Source organism: Pseudobdellovibrionaceae bacterium, assembly GCA_020635075.1.
Lineage (GTDB): Bacteria > Bdellovibrionota > Bdellovibrionia > Bdellovibrionales > UBA1609 > JADZEO01.
Window position 1 is genome coordinate 977,997 of sequence record JACKAM010000001.1, and the last position, 22,483, is coordinate 1,000,479.

General features: G+C 51.5%; 14 protein-coding genes. 5 read left to right on the forward strand and 9 right to left on the reverse strand.

The features are described 5' to 3' along the window. The first annotated feature begins 42 nt into the window (after window positions 1-42). A complete protein-coding gene (locus H6624_04240) occupies window positions 43-630 on the forward strand; it encodes a DUF3365 domain-containing protein (protein ID MCB9083525.1) in 588 nt (195 codons plus the stop codon). Window positions 631-980: 350 nt separating this feature from the next. Here H6624_04240 and H6624_04245 read toward each other — a convergent pair whose 3' ends face one another. From H6624_04245 to H6624_04270, 6 genes are all read right to left on the reverse strand, one after another. Then, window positions 981-2,183, reverse strand: coding sequence for a PAS domain S-box protein (locus tag H6624_04245; protein MCB9083526.1), 1,203 nt, complete (start codon window positions 2,181-2,183; stop codon window positions 981-983). Between the two features lie 74 nt (window positions 2,184-2,257). After that, on the reverse strand, window positions 2,258-3,238 hold the full coding sequence (locus H6624_04250) for a hypothetical protein (protein MCB9083527.1): 981 nt from the start codon (window positions 3,236-3,238) through the stop codon (window positions 2,258-2,260). After that, entirely contained in the window at window positions 3,222-6,449 is a 3,228-nt protein-coding gene (locus tag H6624_04255; protein ID MCB9083528.1) for an efflux RND transporter permease subunit, read from the reverse strand. Before H6624_04255 ends, H6624_04250 begins: the two co-directional genes overlap by 17 nt. Further along, a complete protein-coding gene (locus H6624_04260; protein MCB9083529.1) occupies window positions 6,446-7,918 on the reverse strand; it encodes a TolC family protein in 1,473 nt (490 codons plus the stop codon). Before H6624_04260 ends, H6624_04255 begins: the two co-directional genes overlap by 4 nt. Further along, on the reverse strand, window positions 7,915-8,682 hold the full coding sequence (locus H6624_04265; protein MCB9083530.1) for a hypothetical protein: 768 nt from the start codon (window positions 8,680-8,682) through the stop codon (window positions 7,915-7,917). Before H6624_04265 ends, H6624_04260 begins: the two co-directional genes overlap by 4 nt. A gap of 115 nt (window positions 8,683-8,797) precedes the next feature. After that, complete coding sequence (locus tag H6624_04270) at window positions 8,798-10,513, reverse strand: hypothetical protein (GenBank protein MCB9083531.1); 1,716 nt, start codon at window positions 10,511-10,513, stop codon at window positions 8,798-8,800. A 195-nt stretch (window positions 10,514-10,708) separates the two neighbouring features. Between H6624_04270 and H6624_04275 the strand changes: the two genes are divergently transcribed. Beyond that, window positions 10,709-13,387 carry a hypothetical protein gene (locus H6624_04275; protein ID MCB9083532.1) on the forward strand — a complete coding sequence of 893 codons (2,679 nt, stop codon included), beginning with the start codon at window positions 10,709-10,711 and terminating at the stop codon, window positions 13,385-13,387. Here the strand turns inward: H6624_04275 and H6624_04280 are convergent. From H6624_04280 to H6624_04290, 3 genes are all read right to left on the reverse strand, one after another. Then, on the reverse strand, window positions 13,344-14,306 hold the full coding sequence (locus H6624_04280; protein MCB9083533.1) for a nucleotide excision repair endonuclease: 963 nt from the start codon (window positions 14,304-14,306) through the stop codon (window positions 13,344-13,346). The genes H6624_04275 and H6624_04280 overlap by 44 nt on opposite strands. Window positions 14,307-14,922: 616 nt before the next feature. After that, a complete protein-coding gene (locus H6624_04285) occupies window positions 14,923-16,314 on the reverse strand; it encodes a hypothetical protein (protein ID MCB9083534.1) in 1,392 nt (463 codons plus the stop codon). Window position 16,315: 1 nt separating this feature from the next. Further along, complete coding sequence (locus tag H6624_04290) at window positions 16,316-17,788, reverse strand: hypothetical protein (GenBank protein ID MCB9083535.1); 1,473 nt, start codon at window positions 17,786-17,788, stop codon at window positions 16,316-16,318. 683 nt (window positions 17,789-18,471) lie between these two features. Here H6624_04290 and H6624_04295 point away from each other — a divergent pair. From H6624_04295 to H6624_04305, 3 genes are all read left to right on the forward strand, one after another. Further along, window positions 18,472-20,040: a penicillin-insensitive murein endopeptidase gene (locus tag H6624_04295; GenBank protein ID MCB9083536.1), complete on the forward strand. Its 1,569-nt coding sequence runs from the start codon at window positions 18,472-18,474 to the stop codon at window positions 20,038-20,040. A gap of 96 nt (window positions 20,041-20,136) precedes the next feature. After that, on the forward strand, window positions 20,137-21,681 hold the full coding sequence (locus H6624_04300; protein MCB9083537.1) for a thioredoxin family protein: 1,545 nt from the start codon (window positions 20,137-20,139) through the stop codon (window positions 21,679-21,681). Between the two features lie 185 nt (window positions 21,682-21,866). Beyond that, window positions 21,867-22,418, forward strand: a complete 552-nt coding sequence (locus tag H6624_04305) for a PilZ domain-containing protein (protein MCB9083538.1) — start codon at window positions 21,867-21,869, stop codon at window positions 22,416-22,418. Window positions 22,419-22,483 lie beyond the last annotated feature (65 nt).

Here is a 22,483-nt window from a genome sequence, read left to right on the forward strand (position 1 = left end):
CCTTTTTAGAGCATCCTGGAATAGAAATCAAGGAGGCCACCTGTGTTGAGTCGAAGCTTTGAAGGTCTGTTCACGTTGCTGGTGATTGGCGGTTTGTCCGCCTGCGTGGGGCCAGGTGTTTCAAACAAAAAATCTGATATGATGGAGTCCGAATTGAAGGTTTACATGCAGCGCGGACAACAGGAGGCTTTGGAACTTAAAACAAAATTGGTGGGTGAGCTTTCCAAAGGCTTAAAGGAGGGCGGTCCGGTGAAGGCCATTGCCGTCTGCAAAGATAGGGCTGAAGAAGTGACAGCCCAGGCGGCAAAAAAGGGAGTTCGCATGGGGCGCACGAGTTGGAAATTGCGCAATGTAAACAATAAAGGGGAGCCATGGATGGAGGATTTATTGAAAGAATGGCAAACCACACGCTTAAACACTCCGGCCGCAGCCCGAGTGGTGGTGCTCGCCAATGGCCGCATCGGCTATGCAGAGCCTCTTTATACCATGCCCCTTTGTGTGAATTGCCACGGGCAAAACCTAAAGCCCGAGGTGGCACAGCAGATCAAGAAACTCTATCCAGATGATCAGGCCACTGGCTTTCATGCCGGAGACCTGCGTGGGCTTCTCTGGGTCGAGTTTAGCCGTTAAAGCCGGCCCCTTGTTTATTGATCCACAAAATCCTTTGTCAGTGACAACAGGCCCTTTGCCGACCATTCTCCCGGACAAAGGCGGCACATGGTTTTGTGGATCAATAGTCAAGGGGCCCCCGACGAAGGCGACTGCCCTTCGATCGAAATTAATACTGGTTCCTGAATTGACGAGCCAGACTCCGGAGGATCAATATGCTTAAAACCGAGTTCGGCTTGGCGCTGCGCTCTGAGAGAGAGCGCTGCTGCCGGACGCTGTGTCTGAGGTTTTAAGCGTGTTGATCGTAGGAGTCTGGCGGCCAAGTAAGAAACGCATTAATGAGATCAACTTTTGAGAGGGTGGGGGTGTGCTTAACTGGCGAGGGGGGTGCTCATTTGGGTGCGGACGGGGAAGGTCAGGATAAATTGGGTGTTGGGACATTCGCTATTAATGCTGAGGGTCCCCCCATGTTGTTCCATGATCCCTTTGGAGATGCTGAGTCCTAAGCCAGTACCCTTGCCGCGGGGCTTGGTGGTGACAAAGGGCTCAAGAATCCTATCGGCTAAATCCTTGGGAATCCCGGATCCGCTGTCAGTGAAGGTGATGACAATCTGGTTCTGGTCGCATACAGCGTGTATGCGGATCCACTTTTCATCTAGGTCCTGCAAGGCATCGATAGAGTTTCCAATTAGGTTGAGAAAAATCTGGCCAATTTGTGATTCACGACAGGCAATTTTGAGATGTTCAGGGATGGCGCTGTCATCAAACTGGATTTCGGCGGATCTTAATTTGCTCTCGTAGATTTCCCTCACCTCATTTATGATCTGCTTGACTGAGGTTTCAACAAATGGATCGTTTTCGCTGTTCCTGGAAAGAGACTTAAGGGAATCGACGATGGCATTTACCCTCATGGTCATCTTGCGCATTTTTTCGATATTGACGAGGATATCCTCAGGGGGAAGTTCTTTCTTGGAGTTAACACGAAACTCAAGTAGATCCAGTAGGCCAATGATGGCTGCCAAGGGATTTTTGATTTCGTGGCCAATGCCGGCTGAAACCTGTCCTAAAACAGAGAGTTTTTCTTGAGCGACAAGGGCCTGTTGTTGATCAACAATGAGTTTCTCGGCCATTTTTTGTTCGGTGATATCGATGCCGATAATAGTGGCGGCGGTGCCGCCACTGTATTTCTTCGCCACGCTCAAAATTGTGCGTGGGTCCTGCTCCGTATTCACCAAGAACTCGTAGTTGAGCTGGTCTGAAGGGCTGTGAAAAAGGCGTTTGACGAATTCCAGGTAGTCCTGGTTTCCGCCGCGGAATCCAATTCTTTTGCCGACAATCTGCTCGGGTTCAAGGCCTAACAATTTGGCAAGATTCTCGTTCACGGCGATGTAGGTGAGGTTTTCATCCACCCAGGAAATGGTACAGGGGACCGCCTCAATCAAGGTTTTAAAACGATCTTTCTCATTTCGTAGCTGGTGGCGCAAATGAGAACAATACCCCAAGGTCAGGGCCAATGCGCCGACCACAAGAGCAAGCACTACAGTGAGAAAATTTAATTCAAAAGAACCAATCATGCCGACTATTTATCGGCAAATGAATGGAATTGGTTTCTATATTATGGGCAAACTAGACCTACCCCGACTCGACTTCAAGGGAGTGGTCTAGGGAGGCGGGTGCCATAGGGCTCTTTGTCCGCCCTAAACTTGCCCATTGGTCCCAAATGGTCCGCCATCCGCGTGAGTTCCAGTGTCCCGTCGCGCAAAAAGCCACTGGCCGAAAAATAGCCAGCCCCTGGAACAGTGCCAACGTTGGGGTTGGGCAGGCCTTCCATCCACACCTCTCCGGTTTCAGCATAGAAGGTGACGTCGGCCCAGCGGTCGGAACTGATTTGCATATCCATCATGTGGACTCGGGCCTTAAGCTTTACTGAACCACCGAAGGGATCGTCCACCAGGTAGATGCGAATGCGCAGGCGAGTTTTGGTCACCCCTGCAGGCTCCACCACCGTGCCTACGTAGTCGCCTAAAAGGGGAGAATAAAACTGACTCAGTCGATGGCGCAAATCAGTTAAGTCCCGCTCACTCGGGGCAATCACTTGCCGAGTCACGCGAATGGCCTCGATTTCACCCACAATTCCAGAGCGTATTCGGTATTGGGCATTGGTCATCTGGCCATTGAATATAAAGCCACTCACTGCCGCACGTAGACTGTTTGAGGCACCGCCGTTGTTTCCGCCCGAAAAATCCTGACCGGCATAGACCATTTCAAAAAAACCGGTCTTTTCATTGAAGGAGGCCTGGAAAAACTTATCGTCAGTGGCCAAAATCGCATCTTTGCGTCGGTACTGGCCAATCAGTTCGGGCCGCGAGGCCAGGCGGCCGTCCTCGTTGCGTCCGCCAAAATTGGACATGGAAAAAAGGCGGATCTCAACGTCATAGCGATCCACTTCTTCGCCCTTCTCGTTTTTTTTGGTCAGACTTCCTTCGTAAACCCCTTCAACCTGATCATAGACACCAAGAATCTCCTGGCGATTTTCATCCGGGACATCCTTGTCGGGTGTCAATCCTACATTGCATCCAAACAGAGACAACAGGCACAAAAGTGCACTTACTCTACAGAGTGAGATCATGGTTACGATCCTCCATTGGCTTGGTCGAAGAGTGAAGACGTTGATCATCAGGTGAATTATTCATGGTCATTGGATTGGGCGTATCTGCCCCTTCCTCAAAGCGGCCCAGTAACCAGGATAGGCGGGATTTCCACCATAGCGAAATGTCTTCGACAATGGCATAGCCACATGGAACCCAAATCAAAGTTAAAATGGTGCCGCTGGCGAGACCCCAGGCTAAAGCCAAGGTCATGGGGACAAGCATGCGTTCATAGCCACCCCATCCATAAGCGGTCGGCAAAAGACCTCCTATGGTGGTCAGGCTTGTCACCATTACAGCGCGCAGTCGGGCCCCAGAGGCCTGAGCTAGAATCTGGTGTAAATCCAAGTGAGGTTTTTCTTGCTTGAGATCGTTAATGTAGCTCACCAGAACAATGGCCGAGTTGACGACTACCCCAGCCAACCCCACGGTGCCAATCATAGCTAAAAAACTCAAAGGTCGGTTGTGAAGAAAGAACGCCCAACTAATCCCAACCAACCCAAGAAAAATGGTGGAAAGAATAAGGCCCGAGTGTAGAAAACTGTGGAACAATAAGACCAATATCGCAAAGATGCCGAGCAAGGCGAGAAGCAAGGCCTGTTGCAGCGACGTCATGGATTCCTGGGTACTCTCTTGTTCCCCGCCGAAAACGGAGGTAACTGCCGGATAGGTCCTTTTCAGGTTAGCCGCAATGCTCTGGGCTTTTTCATTGAGGGCGATTGAGGTGATGACTGATGGGATCACCCCGCTTTGCACTGTGATTGAGCGTTTAAAATCGTGGTGTTTGCGTACCGCCGGGCCTTCTGTGTCTTCAATGCGCACCAAGGAAGAAAGAGGAATCAGTTTGCCGGTTTTTTCCATGACGTGAGTGGCCTTGATAGCATTAAAGGTTTCCCTTTGCTGGTCATCATAGCGGATGCGTAAATCAAAATCGTCCCCATCCAAAGTGAGTTCCGTGGCAACAGCACCCTGGAGAGCAGTTCGCAGTGCCACGCCAATGGTCTGCGTGTCCAGATTCATACTGGAGATCGCCCCGTGGTTGGGAACGATCCGATACTCCGGTCCGCCGCGAACCTCATCATTTTCAACGTCCACCACGCCGGGAATCCTTGTTAACTGTTCCTGGAATTCAGTCACAAAGCTCTTGAGTTGCCTATAGTCTTTGGATCTAAAAGTTGCGCTGAGAGCGGCCCCAACCGGAGGGCCATGCCTCGAAGCATCGAAAGTGAGTGTTTCCAGCTGACCCCGATCGATGGTACGCAAGCGTTGCAGGACTTCCTGTGGGTCGAGGGTTTTGGCCGCATTTGCTGTGACAGCGATGACCATCATGCCCACGTATTCGCCATTGACGGAGTTTTCGCTCCCTGAACGGCGGGAGACCCCGGATCTGGCAATGACATAATCGATATTGTCATTGCCGAGCACTCGGGTCGCCTCTTCGGAAACCCGCTTGGTCATTTTATCCATAGTTTCCAGATTAGTTGTAATAGGCGCTGAGAATCCCGAGAAGTAATACTCCACGTCGTCCGTAGGGAAGAGTTCAAAACGATTTCCGTAACGTGCGAGGACCAGGCTCGACAACAACAATAGGGAAAGTGCTAGGAACACCAGATAGCGACGCCGAATGCAAAGGTCCATAAAACGTTCAAACCTAATGCGCAGAGGTTCAAACCAGTTTGTCTTGGTTTCGGCACTTGGGTCTTTGTTCCCGGCATTGTCCAAGACCGTAAACTGCAAACGGCTGGGGAGTAAAATAAAGCTCTCAATCAGACTCATGACCAGAGCGATACTCACCATAATAGGAATCCAGCGGATAAACTGACCCATCACCCCTTTGGTCACAAGCATTGGTAAAAAGGCGGCGATGGTGGTGAGCACAGTTGCCGTCAAGGGGAGCCAAAATTGATGAACAGCCTTAAGTGCGGCGGGTTGCCGCTTATAGCCTTCAGCGCGCAGACGGGCATAATTCTCACTGATTACCACCGAGTTATCAACCAGCATGCCAATCGAAATCACCAGGGCCAGCATGGTGATGTTGTTAAAGTTGACCCCCATGAGGGGCATCAGGGCCAAAGCTCCTAAAATCGCTAGAGGCAGACTGAGGGAGGCGACGAAACCTAAAGAGCCGGGTAGAAAGAACAGGAGAATAACCAAGACCAAAACGAGGCCAGAAAGGCCATTGACGACGACAATATCGAGCCTCTCCGCAATGCGGCTGGCCTCGTCGTTATAGGAGATAAGGGAATAGCCGTCAGGGAGCTTATCTTTGCGAAATACTTCAAGCTGTTTATTAAGATTTTCAACCACGCGAATGGCATCTGCATCAGCCCGTTTAGTGACGGTGATTAAGGTTGCAGGCTCGCTATTGACCCTCACCATCACCGAGGGATCCTCCATTCCATCTTTTATTTCAGCTACATCCCGAATGCGAATCTTCTGACCACTGAAATTGCTGCGAATGATAATTTCGCCCATTTCTTCGGCTGACTGAATTTGTCCTGTGACACGAACCAGACGTTGATTGTCAGGGCTGCGAATAAAGCCAGCCGGGATATTGAGGGTCCGGCGTTTGACCGCATCCACGACTTCGCCGATTCCCACATAGGCCTGCTGCATGAGATTTGGTTTGAGCAGGATTTGAAACTCCCTTTCCCGATAGCCACTCATGACGACGTCCGCTACTCCGCGACTGTCTTCAAGAAGAAGTCTGAGGTCGTTGGCGAGCCGGTCTCGACGCCGATTTTCATTGCCGCCTATGAGAGCGAGTTCGAGGATGGGGATTTCCTTGGCATTGGCCACGCGAACGCTGGGGGTATCTTTGATGTCCTGGGGAAGGCCACGCACTCTCTGCACGGCACGGTGGATTTCGTCCTGGGCCTTAAGCGGGTCTCCGCTGTCGATGTCCAGGCGTAGGGCAATCTCGCTGCGGCCTGTGGCAGACAGGGACTTGATGTCCTTAACCCCCTCAATGCCACGCAGTTCGTTTTCTATCTTAAGAGTGACCTGCTCTTCCACTTCTTCGGGGGAGGCTCCAGGGTAAATAGTGGCCACCGTGACGCGGGCAAAGTCCACAGGTGGCCTGGACTCACGCTTCACCTGACGCAGTCCCATGAAGCCCATCAAAACCAAAACGGCCATCAATAGCCAGCTCAGCTTATAGTTGGAAATGAAAAAGCCCAGCAGTTGTTTCATTGGCCGGACTCCTTGGTTTGCACCGTGTAGCCGGCAATGAGCTCATCTCGTGTGGAGGCCAATTCGTTAAGCGCAATATGGTAATCACCAATGGCGCGTGACTTTTTGGTTTGCGCGGCAAAAAAGGCATTGTAGGCAAGTATCACGTCACTAATCGTCGAGCGACCTTGGCGGTAAGCCCGTTCCAGTTCCTTGACTGCCTTTTGGCGCAGGTCCACCATGCGTCCGGCACTTTCGGCAATCTGCAGCTGGGCCTGGCTCTGGCGTTCCTTTTCTCGGAGCTGACTTTCCAGTTCATCGGCTTTCTTCTGCAAATGAAGCTGCTTGCGTTTATGTTCTGCGGTTTTAAAGCTGATCTCTGCCCGTCTCTGTCGTCCATCAAGGGAAGTGGAGAACTGAACTCCCATATAGTAGGTCGGTCGACCCAAGCCCGACATTTCCGCAAAAGCATCCGAAGGTTGTTCTTCAACCCCGGTGAAGCGGGCTTCGCCAACAAGGTCTAGTTGGGGAGCCTGCTGGGAGCGGCTCCAGCGAAGATCATCAGCAGCGATGGCCAATTCCTTCTCAGCAATTTGGTAGGGGCGCAGTTGTTTCAGATCCTTGGCCTGAAGGCGCGGGAGAGGCGGGAGAACCTCTTTGATTTCAAACTCCAGGTCTTGGCCGACCGGGTAGCGAAGCAGTACGAGGAGTTCATCGGCGGCCGTCAAATAGGCGAGAGAGTTGGATTTAACCCTTTGCAACTGTTCCTCGAACTCCGCTTGCACTCGGGACAACTCCCCGGGGTTGGTGAAGCCAACCCTAGATTTATTGCCAACAATCTTGACTAGGTTTTCATAACGGTCTTTGGCGGCCAGGCTTTCTTTAAGATTTTCCTGAGCAACAAAGGCATCCCAATACTTTTTCATACCTTCCACGAGAGCATCTTCGAGTCCTTCGAGTCTTTGCGAGGAGGCATTTTTAAGAACTTCTTGGGCTCGGCTCAGGCGTGAGCGGTGAGCAGTGCCAAACCCGTTTTGCCATAGGTGCTGGGAAATCTTGAGATGAAGCTGGTCCTGGGTTTGTGCTTCCGGCAGATTGATATTTTGCGCAAAGGAGCTGAGTTCACTCTTTTGCGACTGACGTTGATAGCCGAGCTCAAAGTCCGTTCCACTAGAAATACTTTTGTTGAGACTCAAGCCCATCACCAGTTTTTGATCTTTGAGATTGCTGGTGCCCGTGAGGCTTTCGCCGCGGTCTTCCTCGAAATTGGTCTCGGCTCCGAGAGTCCAATCCAGTTCGCTGAGAGCTTCCAGATATTCCTTTTCCTTTTGCTGTTCGTCGAGAGCAAGCTCCTGTGGCGTAAGACCTTGACTCAGTATTCGATCCACCACATGTTGAGGGTTAAGACGCAAGACTTCGGCGCGGGCTCCGCCCGCTGTGAACATGAAGGTGGCAATTGCTCCACTGATATAACCGACAAAATTCATCACTGGCCTCGCCCCCAGTTCACGCCGATCATGAGATTGGTGTGTTGAACATCGACCTTTGCTGTGGAAGCAAAAGGGCTTCTCGATTCCAGCTGCATTTCCATTGACCACTGGCCAAGAAGGAACCACCTCAATGCGGCAGTCATGGACCAATAGCTGTTGGACTTGGAGAAAGTGGCAGAATCGCTTTTGCTGGTTTGGAAGTTAAGAGCCTGTCCCAAGCCGAGTCCGACAGCAGGTTCTAAGGTTGGCCATCCCTTTGGGCGTAGGCCAAGGCGAAATCCGGTCGAGGTGAGGAGGGTTGAGAGCCGGGTGTGCTGATACCGGAAACCTGTGGCGGTGGTGAGGTTCACATCTTGACTGGAGTAGCTGGCTTGAGCGGTGACTTGGGGCAGCCAGGTGGCGCTTGCCTTGGTTACTGAGTCTAAATACCAGCGGCCTTCCAGGCGAAACATGGACGTGGGTTTTAACTGGTTCAGCTGGTATTCGCTTCCGCCACGCTGGGAGCCCAATCCGCCCGGCTCAAAAAACTGCACAAAGAGTCCAAGGCTCCAAGGGGAGTGAGCTTCTTCGCGGGCGAGAATATCCTGGCGGATTTCCACTGTGGCCGGGCTTTGAGGTTGAATGGTGGCTGGGGCTTGAGAAAGCTCGCGCAGAGCTTGATCCCGGGGTTTGGGGGTGGCCCATGCACTCATGCCGAAACCGAGTGCAAAAGCAAAAACCACACATAAGAAAGTTCCACCTGTCCCCACAGGAAGTGCCTTCATGAATCCCCCTCAAATTGAGGTCATTTTCTACCTGTGGTTGTGGCTCAGATGCAAGAAACTTCGAAGGCTTAGGCGCCAAAGGAAAGGGGTTCAACCTCCTGCGTGACGCCCAACATTATGGGTAACGCTGCCCCAGTATTCTGGCCGCGTCCTCCATCAGGCGCTCGGCCTTCTCCAGCAGGTGCTGGGCTTCGGCCGGATTGCGACCAAAGGCAACTAAACCCATCTTCCCGTGCTGGGGGATGGCCGAAAGCATATGAAACTTCACGCCTGAGTTTTTTGCTGGGTCAAACACCAAGTCCTGGTATCCGGGTTGCTTCGTAAAGTACCACCACAGGAGTTCCAGTTCCTTAGCGACGAACTCAGAGCGAACAAAATTATCGGTCATGACGTAATAGAGTTTTTTGCCCGTGGCGCGGGAGACCAATCCGCCCCGCTGATGGTCGTAGTAAGCGTCGTTAAGGATAGCCACGGTTTCCCGCGGGTGGGTGGTGCCGCCCTCGCGGATGTTGGCTTCGCCGAAAACGAAATCTGACTTGCCGAGGGCATTACTCACCTCAAAAAAATCCAAAGCCACGCGTCCAACCACTCCGTGACGGGCCAAAGTGTTGGCATAAGACAAAGCATAATCGGTAAGCAGTTTAACCAGGACTGGATCGTCGTAAGCGGGCTGGCGAGCTCCCTTGTAGGTGGTGCCTTGCAGGATCTGCATATGCGTCGAGAGAAGATCAATCTTTCCATCTCCACCGATGTTGAGCTGCACGCTGGGAGCCCTTTTGTGGGGGACGCCCAGCTCATTCACGCCTCCATCGGTGGCCAGGCGAGCAGAGACCTCTTTCCAGGTCTTGCCGTTTTGTTCGGCCTCTTCCAGAAACTCGCGTATTCGGCGGTGGCGAGTCTTTTTTGGAGTCGAGGGGGTAATGGCCAGATCTTCAAATGGCACCTTAATGATGCCTTCACCGCTGGTGCCGTAGTTGGTTTTCACCCAGGCACTGCCAACGCCCTGATTTTCCATAAACAGGATATCGACCGTTTTTACCGCTGCATCAGTGGAGCGCACACTGTTGAAGCCAACGGCGAAGGGGATATGTGCCTCAGCGGCGGCCTCGCGATTTCCCGCTTTCGAATTTAAGTAGCCAAGAGAGGGATGGATGTTGGTCACAGAAATGCCAAGCTCTGAGGCTAGGCGGCCAAGACTGGATTCGCTGATAAAACCATTGAGCACAGTATTTGCCGAATTAATGTCCTCGCCTAGAATCTGACGGGCAGTTGTTCGAATCATATGCAGAGTTTCGGGGCTGTTGCGAACTTTATCTGAAAGGTAGTCCGAACCAGTATCATTGAGGCTGCGCAAATGAATGCGCTTTCTCATCGATTTTGCCTCGGCCGGCGGAAGGCCTTCAAGTAAATGGTCAACTACAAAGTCAGGAACCCTCTGCGAGGAAATGAAGATGACGTGTACATTGGGGTCCCGGGCGCGGAGGATATTCCACAGTCCTCGATGTTCGTAAAATTCAATGCCCTTGATGCCAGCAATTTCGGCCTTGGGAAGGTTAATCGAAGGAACTGAAACGAGGATCACGGGTTTTCCATCTTGGCGCCTTTGCTCCCACTGGCGAAGACTTTTGCGTTGCTGGCGGAGCTCAGGCCCTTTGATGGAGCGCACCCTCTCCAGGTCGTTGAGGTGGGTGACCTTTACCTCGCCGGAAACATCCTCCCGGCAACGGCTTCGGGCCCAAGCTCCGGTCTCAAGACAGAGAGCCGCAAAAAGGGCAGAGAGGACAACAAATGTCCCCAGATTCATCGGGAAAGGGGATTTCAATTTGGACACAGGCCCTCCACGCGACCGATTGATGAGTAGCAGGGTGTGGGAGTTCAATTTTCGTACCACGATGAAACACCGGGACGGGGGGGGATGCCCAGCCTGAGACGGCTACGTGAAATTCTGCTCACACTCGGGAAAGCCCTACAATCGCCAACTTAGCTCGCCGATAGGGTAATCAGTGGCACGTATGGGAGGTTCAAAATGAAAAGCGTATTTAAGACCCGGATCCGGGCTTTGCTGGCCGCAGCCATGCCCCTTGTGGTGGGCTTTGGAACCTTCTCTTGTACCCGCGATGTGGACCGGGACGCTGTCCTGCGCCTCTCCATGCCCTCTTCGATCAATACCGGACAAAGTGTCATGGAGCTGGAAGTGGTCATCTTCAATATCCGCACCGGAGCAGGTGCGGGCTTGCCAATGGTGAAAGAAATTGATCATCACCAGTTGGAAAATATGATCAGTACCACTGGGACTACGGACACCTTGGACTTTGTTCTCGACCATTACAATATGCATCAGCCTATCCCCAAGGGCGTGGTGATGGTTCAGTATTTGGGAGTCTTTGTAGATACGGGCGATGTCTTGCGTTTTAGCTATGGCGATACCGTAGTGGACACGTCTGCTGGAGGCGATGTCTTTGTGGAGATCAATGCCAGCTTTTTGGGAGCAACAGTCACTAAGGAAGGCCATGCGGGAGGGCGCTACTACAATTCGCCTACTGGTGGCCCGACGGGAGTGATGGTTGGCTATTTTCAGCCGCCCAATGGTAAACCACGTATGGCAGTCACCAAGGAAGAGATGTACAACGGGTGGTTTAACATCTTCCTTCTCGACAACGTGGACTTCACTTATGAAATGCTCGACGGGACACCGGTGTTTAGCAATGTGAATCTGACCAACTTTGCGGCTACAGGCAATCACGTCCTCAAGGTGACCAAGCCAGCATCCTACTACCCTGAGTGGGATCCGGGCGAGGGGCCGGAAGAGGATGCAGAACGGGATTTAATCATTGGTTTTTTCTCAAACGGCAATGGGCCGAGTTTTGCAGGACATGAAGTGTGCTTCCCCGACGTGAAAGAAGCGATTCCGTATATGTTCAACGACAACACTCTGACAGCCAATTTGGTCTTTAAAGGTCCCTCTCATAGCCCGGCTGCGACTGATATACGTCAGGTGGCTGGCGGGGTGGCCCGGTCCTATACGGACATTCACCAGAGTGGCCTTTGTGATATGGACGCACTTAACCGCATACGCTTTTATCCACAGCAAATGCGTGAGTGGGATGACGGTCCCTTTGGTATGCGGGGTCCCTTTCGCTTGATTCGCCCCTTTGAAAAGTGGGGAGGCTACTCCGCTCAATCCTTCAACGGCAGCAATGCGATTACTCTGAACTGGAAGTACTTGCCCGAAGTGGGGGGTGTGGCCGTGCATGGGGCAACTGTCTTTGCTGGTTACAACAACTGGAATAGCGATGATGGCGACCACGGTGACGAGGATCCGCCATGCAATGAAGAGCTGACGATGAAGGGGATGAATCCAGTGGGTGAGCTGAGCGGCACGGCGGAAAGCTATGTGTTTTCTGGTGGAACAGGAGGGATGCCTCCAGTGGACAACAATAATCACCACAATTTCAGACTGGCCGTATGCCCCTATTTTGTTGGCCCTCAAGGGCAGCGTCATTACATGAGCGAGTATGTGGAAAATGATTGCTCAGGCGATTGCGGACAAATGATGAGTTATGGTGTCGGCACCACCGATGCTACCATCGCCTCTGGCACGGCTTCAGCAACTATGGGGGCGAGCTACGCTCGTTTGGATGGGACATCCACATCGCCGGTTGAATCGACCGGGCTCAGCCTGTCGTCAGTCAATGGCAGTTTTGCCCCTGGAGATGAAGTTCTTATTCATGTTTCCGGTTATCGCCAGGCGGGAGACTGTGGCTACTGGAACGGTGAAGAAATCAGCCCTGGAATGCAGGCATTTGCTCGGGTGATTGTCGGCGGCGGTGGTTCCATATACATTAGCAAAGGAACTTTTCTTGACTCTGCCAGCACCGCCTATTTGGCAAATGCGGCTAGCGCTCCAAATATGTGCCGCATCCAGGTGGTGAAAGTTCTCCAGTATCGAGATCTCACCATTAACGGATTGGTGTTTTTGGACTCCTTTTCAACCTACATGAATGGTGGAATTCTGCCCATTCGCGTGAATGGAACCATGAACCTAAACGCCAACATCAACGGCATGAATGCTGGTTATGGTGGCGTCGCCAGTGTTGATGGGTCCGGCCTGATGGGTGCCAGTACTAACACCGGAACCGGTGGTCAGGGCGATGGTGGTGGCCATGGTGCTGGAGGAGGCGGTTACGGCAATGGTGGTAACGCCAGCACAGGAGCCAATGGTGGAATGGGTGGTAATGATGGAGGCAGCGACGGAGGTTTTGGTTTGATCATGGGCAGTGGCGGTGGATCAGCAGGAGCCATCGCGGGCGGAACCGGTGGCGGCGCCATAATGATTGCGGCACGTAAAATTGCTGTGACCTCTTCCGGGGCCACGCTTGTGGTCGATGGTGGAGCCGGAACTGTCAGTGCCAACACCAGTGGTGGTGGCGGAGGTGGAACGATTAATATTTTTGCCAAAGAAATTGTCCGTCTCGGTGCGGGCGCATTCACTCTCAGTGCCAATGGTGGTAATGGGGACGCCAACGCGGGCGCCGGCGGAGGCGGGCGCATCAAGGTTATGGCCTGTCAGGGTTCCAGCGAAGTGACGGCCACCAATAATGCGGGCGCCGGGTTCGGCAGCGCCCAGCCCGGAAACCAAACCAACGGCGACGGTAACATGATTATTGAGGATGCCAATCAGTGGCATGACTTCTGTCGCCAGTAATCTGTTGAAACTCCGAATGTGCCAGGTGGGTGTACAAGTCATCCACCTGGTCTTGGGCAATCGGTCCGTCCCCCAGCCGCAATTCCTGTCGGGCTTGAAAAATCCGTTGAGGGCCAAGGCGAAAGAACTGCTTAAGTGTTTCCAGATCTTCCTCAAGCCATCGCAAATAAAAAGCCTCGCTGAATAGGTTTTCCGTGCGTTTTAGGTGATCGGAAAAGGTCGAAATCAGGCTGTCGTCCCGGCCGCTAAGATAATTTTCTAGGAGGAAAGCCCAAAAACCTCTAATCCCCTCCGGTAGCGGTGAGCCCTTCCACTCCAACTTCTCCATAGAGAGGGCTAAGGGTCTGTTAAGGGGTTGAGGCAGAGGTGCGCCTGGCAAAAGTGTCCAATGAAACAGGCGCATGAGTGCCGTCTGAGCCCGCTGGCAGAGTTGGCGGCCGCGAAAAGCGCCAAACACCCGGTGGCGAGCGACTTCACTCTGTTGCGTACGTAATAGCAATGAGAGATTGGAGTCAAACCAGGCCACACCCCAATAGTAGTAGCCCTCCGGTCTTGTATTCATGGTGTTAAAGGGTGGTTTGAGTTCCCTGAGCAGCCGATTTTCCAATAACTCGGCGTCTTTCGGGTTGGCAGTGACCGACCAATCGACGGCATAGACTTGCTCAAGTAGTCTTCGCCACTTGCGGGCCCCTTCCCTTTTGTGCAGGTAACGATAAGAAGTGAGTCGTTGACGGAGATTTTTTGATTTTCCCACATAGAGAATTTGACGAGTCCGGTCCTTCAAAAAATAAACCCCCGGTTCACTCGGGATACGACGAAAAAACTCCAAGCCAAAACGGCGTCGAAAGCCGCTTTCAATATCAATTAAGGTGTGCTGTTTTGGAGCGGGCTGTCGTGATTCCAGTTGCTGTGGTTCCAAGGTCTCCGACAAAGGTCCTGCCTTTCTGAGCGGCGTTCAGTTTTTCAAATACAGAGCCATCGTGCAAGAGCTGTTTTCTCGAATTGGGAATTATAAATTGGGGTTTTGGTAAGCATAAAAATAGAGAGCTAGGAGGAAGTCATGGACTCGGTTATAGTGAAGTAAATTGGTTCGATAGAACCGCGAGAGGAGGTGATGCCTATGGATAAACGTGGTGTTAATTCCAAGGCGGAGGTGGTCACCTCATAACAACAATGAGTGACCAACTTTATTAGCCGTTATCCTTAGGCCAAGGGACCTCCTCTTGGCCTTTTTTTTGGGCACCACTTAACGCGTGGCGAACAATTCCTGGCAATTCAACTCAAAACGAAGACCACTCAAAAGCCTTTGCTATCAAGGGTTCCACGCTGTGTTCCACGGAAGACTCAGTCACCATGGGGGATTCAAATACAGAAAAAAACAAAACCTTCATTTTTTGTAAAAACAAGTTGCCTGGTTGAGGAAAAAAGTTACGATTACATTCGTGGGGGGGCGATGTTAGGCAGGAAGACATGCTGAAGCACGGATGCTTCACATCGTCCTTTTTATTAAACCCACGATCTAAAGATCCCAACATTTAAACTGAAATGGATTCCAGGCAAACAGTAGGTTTCACACTGACTTTGTCGGCACTGACCTCTAGCACTTTAGGGATCGCTGTTAAATCATAAAGAAGTTGGTTGAGACGATGAACAGTCATGCGCAGGCGGTGGTAATTCTCCGGCGAGTAGCTGTCCTGCCACAATAATTGAATGACTTCGTCTACACTGTGCTCATTGTTTTCAGTCATGGCGTCAAGGAGTAACAACATTCCCTTTTTGCGAGACAGGTCAAGCTCCTTGTTCTGGAAGGCAATGGTTCTCTTCTCGCGGGAGAAGTTCAGAGTCAAATCATCAGAAGCCATATAGGGTCGCATGCGGTTGAGCCAAAAGGCCTTAGACTGTGCTCCCAATGAACTCAAGATGAGGTTGATTTTATTGCGCAGCTCTTGGGCCAGTCTCTCGTCCTCGGTACTGCTGAAGTAAAGAATCATAATACGCAGATAGCAACTCCAGGAGAGGACGGCCGCAAGATCTGAAAGCTCCCCCAGATCCCGCCGGCGCTGAGGATCAAAGGCGAGTAGGGCGATCTCCTGTTCAAAGGAGTCGCCGGATTTTTGCAATTCGGAAAATGCAAACATGTCCTCGGTCAATGGCAGGCCTCGGATCAACATCTCCTCCAGAAAATCAAAATAAACGAGGCGACGGTCTGACTCCATTAGGCTTGTGTCTTCAAGCACCAGCTTCACCCGAGCCCAGGCGTGATGAGGGCCTATCAAATTGATTTCAGCCAGCATCAGACTGTGTTGGATTTCCACGTCCAGATATTTGGGATATTCTGCCCGTTGTAGACTGATAAGTTCCGTGTAATAGAGGCCTAGTTTGTCGGCCTCAGCGAACTGGGACCGCAATCTCACGACCTGTGGCAAAACTCTCAAGTATAGAAACTGGCGGGCATCGAAGTCTTCGACTGAACGACTCAGATTAAAGGCCTGTTCATAGAGATCCAAGGCGCCAATGAGGTCGCCATCCTCCTCCATGTTTTTGCCCGCGCCCAATCGGCAAACGACTTTGGACTCTACGCTCAGTTGAGCATCAAATTCATCGAGGTGGTGCAAAACCCTCTGATGATAAAACCGCCACTTGGCCATCAAATCCAGCTGGTAGCAAACACCAGCCAGGTCAGCAATTAGCTTAATATTTTCCCCATGTTTCTCAATGGCAAGCAAGTAGGTGTGATAAGCCTGTTCCAGGTCTCCTGAGAACTCAGCCACCACTCCCCGCAGGTGTTCCAAAATTCGCAGTTCCACATGGGTCCTACCCTGAAACGAGTCAATTGCTCGTTTGGCCTCCTTCAGCTTGCCGCATTGAATGAGATTCAATGTGTCCAGGCGGAAAGTCTGAATGTCGGGAGACGCGGCGGTTGCCATTTTACTGTCTCCTGAAGCGATTCAGATCGCCAAAATAGAATTTGTCCCAAGCTCGAATTTCCGGCAAATGCCCATTACCTCCACGAATTCGCGGACGAGGGCCGCCGGACAGGCGCACATTGAATCCACTTAACACAGGACTACTCATGAAGCGAAACAACTCAAATCGATTCGCCGTCGGTCCGCTTTCCGTGTCCTGTGACAGCCGCACGAGAGATTCGAGATCCTTGGGCAAAAGGAGTAAATCAAAGACGATGTTTGCCTCTTCGCGCTTTTCAGCAGCAACCGGATCATCGGGAATCTTGAGAAGGTGAGAAAGAAAATCACCGTTGAGTGAGTCCTGAATATACTCTGGTGCCCACTGGGCTAGGAGCTGAAAGGCCTGGGCCGTGCTATCCCGCGAAGGACCATCGACGCCCTCAACCATATCCTTTAATTTGCGGTTTCTATAGTGGGGGGCGAAAGCAACGAGCGGCAGTGACAAGGGCAGAAGATTCCTTGCTTCGGAAGTCACATAATTAATGAGGCATGAATGATCGCAGGTTTTCTCAAGGAAAGGGTATTTGCTGGTGGAGTAACGATACTCGGGAGCCAAGTAGATTTCACCCTTTGCAGCCAGCTCGTTTACCATGCTTCTTTCGACTTGGAAGGCGCGCATAAAGGCAAAAACATTGGAAATCAGCGGGTTAGCCAAGGCGGTGTATAAGGGGCGCTTGCTGGCGCCACGAAAATTGGATTCAAGAAGTGTGTTGGGAACAACCTGACCCCATTCTGGAGAACCCGGCCAATACCGGCTATCAAAATAGATCGCCATTTCGTGAGCAATCAGCTGGGTCAGAAATCCGTAATTGAGATCATTAGTGCCTGGCCGCTTTCTCACCAGCAAAACCGTATTATTGGTGAAGGGGTCCGTCCAGGAGTCAAAAGGGAAGTGAGGAGCATCAGTCACCACCAACATATAGAGACGTTCTTGTCCCCCTGCGGGGCGAATACTCAACTTATTGAGAACCTTTTCTGGACTGGGAAACACCATCCCTTGCGTTTGCTCTGAGGTCCACAGGCAGGAGGCGGCAATAATGTTAGCGGCGCGAGGGCTGACTGACAAATGGGATTCAATCAGTTGAGGCTGTTGGTTGAGGATGCGGGCACAGACCTGTTTGCCGACCCTGGTCTTCATCAGATCTATTGTAATGTTGTCGATTAGTTTCTGCAGGTTTGGGTGCTCAGATGGAAAGAAGACTTGGTAGTTAAAACCCTGGCTATCATTGAACAGAACATCGCCACCACCAGAAAACTCTCGGAGCAGAACCTCTTTTTCCTGGAGGTAATACGCTACAATTGGATTGGGCGGTTGTTCAGGCCCTTGGAATCCATAAGCCATGGCAGGAAGAGACAAGAGGCTTGCCAAATTGAGAAATAGAAATATCCGCTGTATCTTTTTAAGGACACTTAGCCTTTTGAGCCCATTGACCATCTCCACCTCACCTGAATCTGTGTGACTTTATGTGTCGAGATCGTGAAAAAGGCAAAGAATTCTCTAGAGCTAGAAAAGAAGTGACCAAAATGCCTGAAAAATTTTCCAAAGTGAGGTGAAGCTTTGTCAGCTTCAACAAATGGCTTGCTGGGAATACTGGGAAGAAAATGCAAGGCATCCGCACATTGAATTGTGAACATTTGTGCACATTTGTTTATTTCGACTTTCGGTGGGCGCTGGTAGGTTGTGCTCACCTTTTGGTCTTCCTTTTATGATTGCAAGAGATGGGATGTTGTCTTTTTTGTTGCCTTCGAGGGGGAGTAGAGAAGCAGCACTCTTGTGATACCGCCCTCTCCGGATACGGAGAGGGTTTTTTTATGCCTAAAATCCAACTGGGGAATGCATCCCTGCCGCCGTAAATTGGCAGTCGGGTGCGCAGAGTCTAGCCAAAATTGACCCAAAAATCGGGTATTCTCAAGGTTTTAGGCGGCCCCGAGTTTGCTTTTAATGGTGCCATGAGCTTGCGTAGAATCCCCCCCCCAAGAAAGCCACAAAACCATGGGTTGGCCTTGATCTACTTGATTCTTGGCACCTTGATCTTCTGGCTGGGAGCCTGTGGGCCCCGTTCTCGGCCTCAGGGTCGAACAAGCCCCCATCAGGGGCAGGAGCCTGCCCCTATCGACATGAAGTTGGGAGTTGAGGTGGATCGGGCGGCCTTTGATTCCTTGCCTCTGGTGATGGCCCCATCTACCAGCCCTCGGTTCTCTGGAGGCGGACCCGCGCCCAAAAAAACCGACTATGTGATTTTTCAAAATCCACTGATCGAACCGCCAAAGATGGGTTCCCGAGAAGTTACTTTTAAAGTGACACTGGTTACTGGAAGTGGGTCCAATCCGATATCCCTCGGTGGCGAAATTCAGGATTCGGGTCGGTTTAATCTGGATGAAGAAAGGCCCAGTGCCAATGGAGCCCCTCTGCGTGCCATTGGTCAGTGTCTTGAACTTAGTAGCTGTTCGGTTCTTTATGTGGACGTCTTTTATGTAGAAAATGGACAGCACCGAAAGCAGCAATTTCTGTATCAGGGGCATGGCAGCACCAAAGTGACCGGACAGAATTCAGGCAAGCAGAGCCCGGGAGCGGGAAGCGGAGTTGAGGCCAAGAGTGGACCATGTGATGAGTTTGAAGGCTGTGAAGGCCAATTTGTCGGACACCGGGTTGAAGAGACCTACTATGATAATCTTCACGACTGGAAAGATAGGGATGGGAATGCAGAGCCTGGAACTCAGGTGAAGGGTGAAAACCAACCATCGGGTCCGCTCCTCCTGCCTGGGGCAGACACCAGGACAGATGGAGTTCCATCGAGTCAGGTGGGTGTTGAAGTGCGCAAGGAGGGGTCCGAAGGCTCTCCTGGCGAGGTCAAGGCCCCTCCTGAATCTGAAGAGGTCGGAGGACAGGGAGTTCCGGTGATTTCCGGAGAAGTCCGTCAAGAGGAAGCGCCTGCAGCCCCCTTGGGAGAGAAACCAAGAATTTCGGGGATGCTGCAGTTGGATGCGATGGACTTAAAGGAAGGGGGGCAGAGCGTGGGTTTACCCTATACGATTTGCTTTGAGCCCTGTGCCAGCGGTATGTGTGTGAAACGAAAGTGTACCAAAGAGGATACCCATCGCAAAGATGGCGCTCTGACCGAAATGGATCATGGGCCTAATTTCCTTGAACTCGGAGGAGGTCCTGGCTTTGAAAAACTAAACCCACGGCGGGATCATCATTATGGATCAGGTCTGCTGGTGAGACTGTTGGAGAAATCCGCATTGGTCTTTCGCGAGGAATATGATCAGAAGTCGCTAATCCAGATTGATGATATGAGCAAAAGAAGGGGAGGTCGACTGGGTAGCCATTCAAGTCACCAAAGTGGGTTGGACGCGGATATAGCCTACCTGGATGCCCAGCCCCGTTGGAGATCAGTCGTGACTGATGGCGTATTGGCTGAGGACTTTGATCTTGAACGCAATCTGCGCTTCTTCAAGCTCCTGGTTGACACTGGCTATGTAAATCGCATTTTTGTCGACCAAAAAATCAAAGAGGCTGCATGTGTTTGGTCAAAAGACAGCGGGCAGCAAAGGATTTTCAATGAAACTCTCATGCGCATGCGCCCTTATCGGGGACACGATGATCACTTTCATCTACGACTGCGCTGCTCTGACTACTATCCTCTGTGTCGAGACCAAGTTCCGCCGGGGGATTTGGGCTGTTAGGGAGATCGGTTCTTGCCTTTTTTGCCCGACTATCTTTAAATACCGGCCATGAAAAATCTGAGCGCAAAATCCACAATCGTATTCGGGGCGGTTCTTGTGAGCCTGTCATTTGTTGTTCTCTCTCTGTCGAGCTGCACAAAAGTTCAATCGTGGTGGCAGGCCCGGCAAGAGATTGAATGGCGCAAAGATGGAATGGAATCGGCTCTGGCCGAGGCCAAGAAAACAAATCGACCATTGTTTGTTTATTGGGGAGCAATTTGGTGCCCTCCCTGCAATGTCCTAAAGGCTAAGGTGTTTCCTGATTCGGACTTTAAGCAGGCGGTGAGCTCTTTTATTCCGGTTTATTTGGATGGAGACACGGAGAGCGCTCAGCTGTGGGGTGAAAAGCTCAATGCCAGCGGTTACCCGACCTTGATGGTTCTTAACTCCGCAGGTAAAGAGGTGGTTCGTCTGTCGACCAATGTCTCGGCCACCGAGATTGCGGAAGTCCTAAAGGATGCCTACAACGTGTTGTCGCCAGTGCCGGAATTATTGAGGGAAATCAAAAATGGAGCAAGGAAACCAGGACCCGAGGAGTGGCGCCTCTTGTCTCGCTATTCCTGGGATCAAGATCCGGCTTTTGATGAGTTGCGAGCTGAATGGGGAGAGAGCTTGTGGAGCCTAAAGGAACAAATTCCCGAGTCCTCTGGTGCCGAGAAAGCGCGTCTGGGCCTGGTCTCATTGCGTTTACGGCTCGGCGAGGGACTGGAAAAGAAGAAATTGAGCCTGGCACAAAAGGCTGAGTTTCTCGCATGGCTGGAAAAGCTTTTTCAACAGGAGGGTCTGCTTCCGGAGCTCGTCGGGGAGCTCTCCGGATTGGCTGGTTCTATCCACTCAGGTCTGTTCGAGGAAAAAGAAAAGAGGGCTAGACTTGAGTTTGGCCAAAACTACAAGAGAATGATGAGAAACATCCTGCAATCACCTAAAGTCAGTTGGGATATGAGACTCAATGCTTTGTATCCGGCCATAGATCTGGCACAGACTGACGAAAAGTCCTTTCCCCTCTCAGATGAAGAAAAACAGACGGTTGTTGATGAGTGCGAAAAAGCGCTGGCAGCCGCAGCCAAGAAGGAACAGAGAGTGGCGGTCGTGAGTGACGTAAGCTATTACTTGGGTGAAGTGGGTCAGCCAGGGCGAGCCAGGGATATCCTCAAATCCGAAATGGAAAAAGGTCTCAACCCCTATTACATGATGTCAGGCCTTGCCTACTTGGAGAACAAAGCAGGGAATAAGCAGGAGGCCTTGGATTGGCATAAACAGGCTTACCAAAAGGCTGAAGGTCGGGCGACCCGAATTCAGTGGGGAGGCAAGTACCTCAAATACTTGGTTGAAGTAAAACCTGAGGACAAAGCTGGAATCATGGCGGAACTCAAATCCTTTTACACGGACAATCTGAAGACCAGCGATGCCTTCATGGGTCGCAACAAAAGAGTGTTGGATAAGCTTCGCAAGAGTCTGGTGAAGTGGGGAGAGGAGAGGAAATCTGGAAGCGAATTACAGGCTCTGGCTAAAAACCAAGACCAGGAACACTGCAGTCAGCAAAGAGTTGGTTTTACGGAAACTTATCTGAGTTCGTGCAAGGAGTATTTCAAGGGGTTTTAGTTGCCAAAGGGGGAATTCATGGGCCTAAAGAGCGCCCCCGCGTCTAAGTGGCGAACTTATGAGGGTTTGGCTTGTTCCTGATCAGCCGTCTCATATTGACACGAGTCTAGTCTGGATAAGGGGTATTTGGGGGGTGTCTCGTGGCATAGGCCTTGCTCAATAAGGCTGTGGGACGCGAGGGTTGAATGAGTATAAATCAAAATACACAAAAGACCATGATTGATGAGATGACTCAGTCAGGAATTCACACCTTGACCATCGAGCTCGATCTTAACTCCTATGATGAGGACAAAGCCAGACAGGTGGCCAGTGAGTTTGCTGACCGTCTCAGCGACCAATCTCTTCCTGTTGAAGAAGAAGATGACGACTACGGAGAGGGCCTCAGTGATTCAGGTGAGCGGCGTCGGCACACGAGAACGCCATCCACCTTGCCCGCAATGGCACATAAGATTCTGGCCAGCAGTCCGTCTCATGAACCAGTTAAGGGTTTTGTCGTGAATATGAGTCTCACCGGAATGGCGTTGATCTCCGAGTCTGAAGAGATTTGCAAGGGTGACGTTGTTGAGCTTGAAATCATGGATGGGGTTATCCCTTTTTCGGTGTGCGCTCTTGTGGTCAAAAAGAACCCTGTCTTTGGTGCGGCTAGGCCTCACTTTTCATATGGCTTTCGTATCATGAAGATGAATCAGCAGGCACGGACCTCCATTGAGCGAATTGTCTCCGGCCGAGCGGCCTAAGCTGGCCTTTCGGTCATAAATTTCTCAATTTGAAGCGCCGATAGAGCAAGGACAAGAAAGGTCTT

Coding starts and splice junctions, on each gene's coding strand:
- H6624_04245 (MCB9083526.1), bottom strand. CDS start 2,183: ATGATTGGTTCTTTTGAATTAAATTTTCTCACTGTAGTGCTTGCTCTT.
- H6624_04250 (MCB9083527.1), bottom strand. CDS start 3,238: ATGATCTCACTCTGTAGAGTAAGTGCACTTTTGTGCCTGTTGTCTCTG.
- H6624_04255 (MCB9083528.1), bottom strand. CDS start 6,449: ATGAAACAACTGCTGGGCTTTTTCATTTCCAACTATAAGCTGAGCTGG.
- H6624_04265 (MCB9083530.1), bottom strand. CDS start 8,682: ATGAAGGCACTTCCTGTGGGGACAGGTGGAACTTTCTTATGTGTGGTT.
- H6624_04275 (MCB9083532.1), top strand. CDS start 10,709: ATGAAAAGCGTATTTAAGACCCGGATCCGGGCTTTGCTGGCCGCAGCC.
- H6624_04285 (MCB9083534.1), bottom strand. CDS start 16,314: ATGGCAACCGCCGCGTCTCCCGACATTCAGACTTTCCGCCTGGACACA.
- H6624_04290 (MCB9083535.1), bottom strand. CDS start 17,788: ATGGTCAATGGGCTCAAAAGGCTAAGTGTCCTTAAAAAGATACAGCGG.
- H6624_04295 (MCB9083536.1), top strand. CDS start 18,472: ATGAAGTTGGGAGTTGAGGTGGATCGGGCGGCCTTTGATTCCTTGCCT.
- H6624_04305 (MCB9083538.1), top strand. CDS start 21,867: ATGAGTATAAATCAAAATACACAAAAGACCATGATTGATGAGATGACT.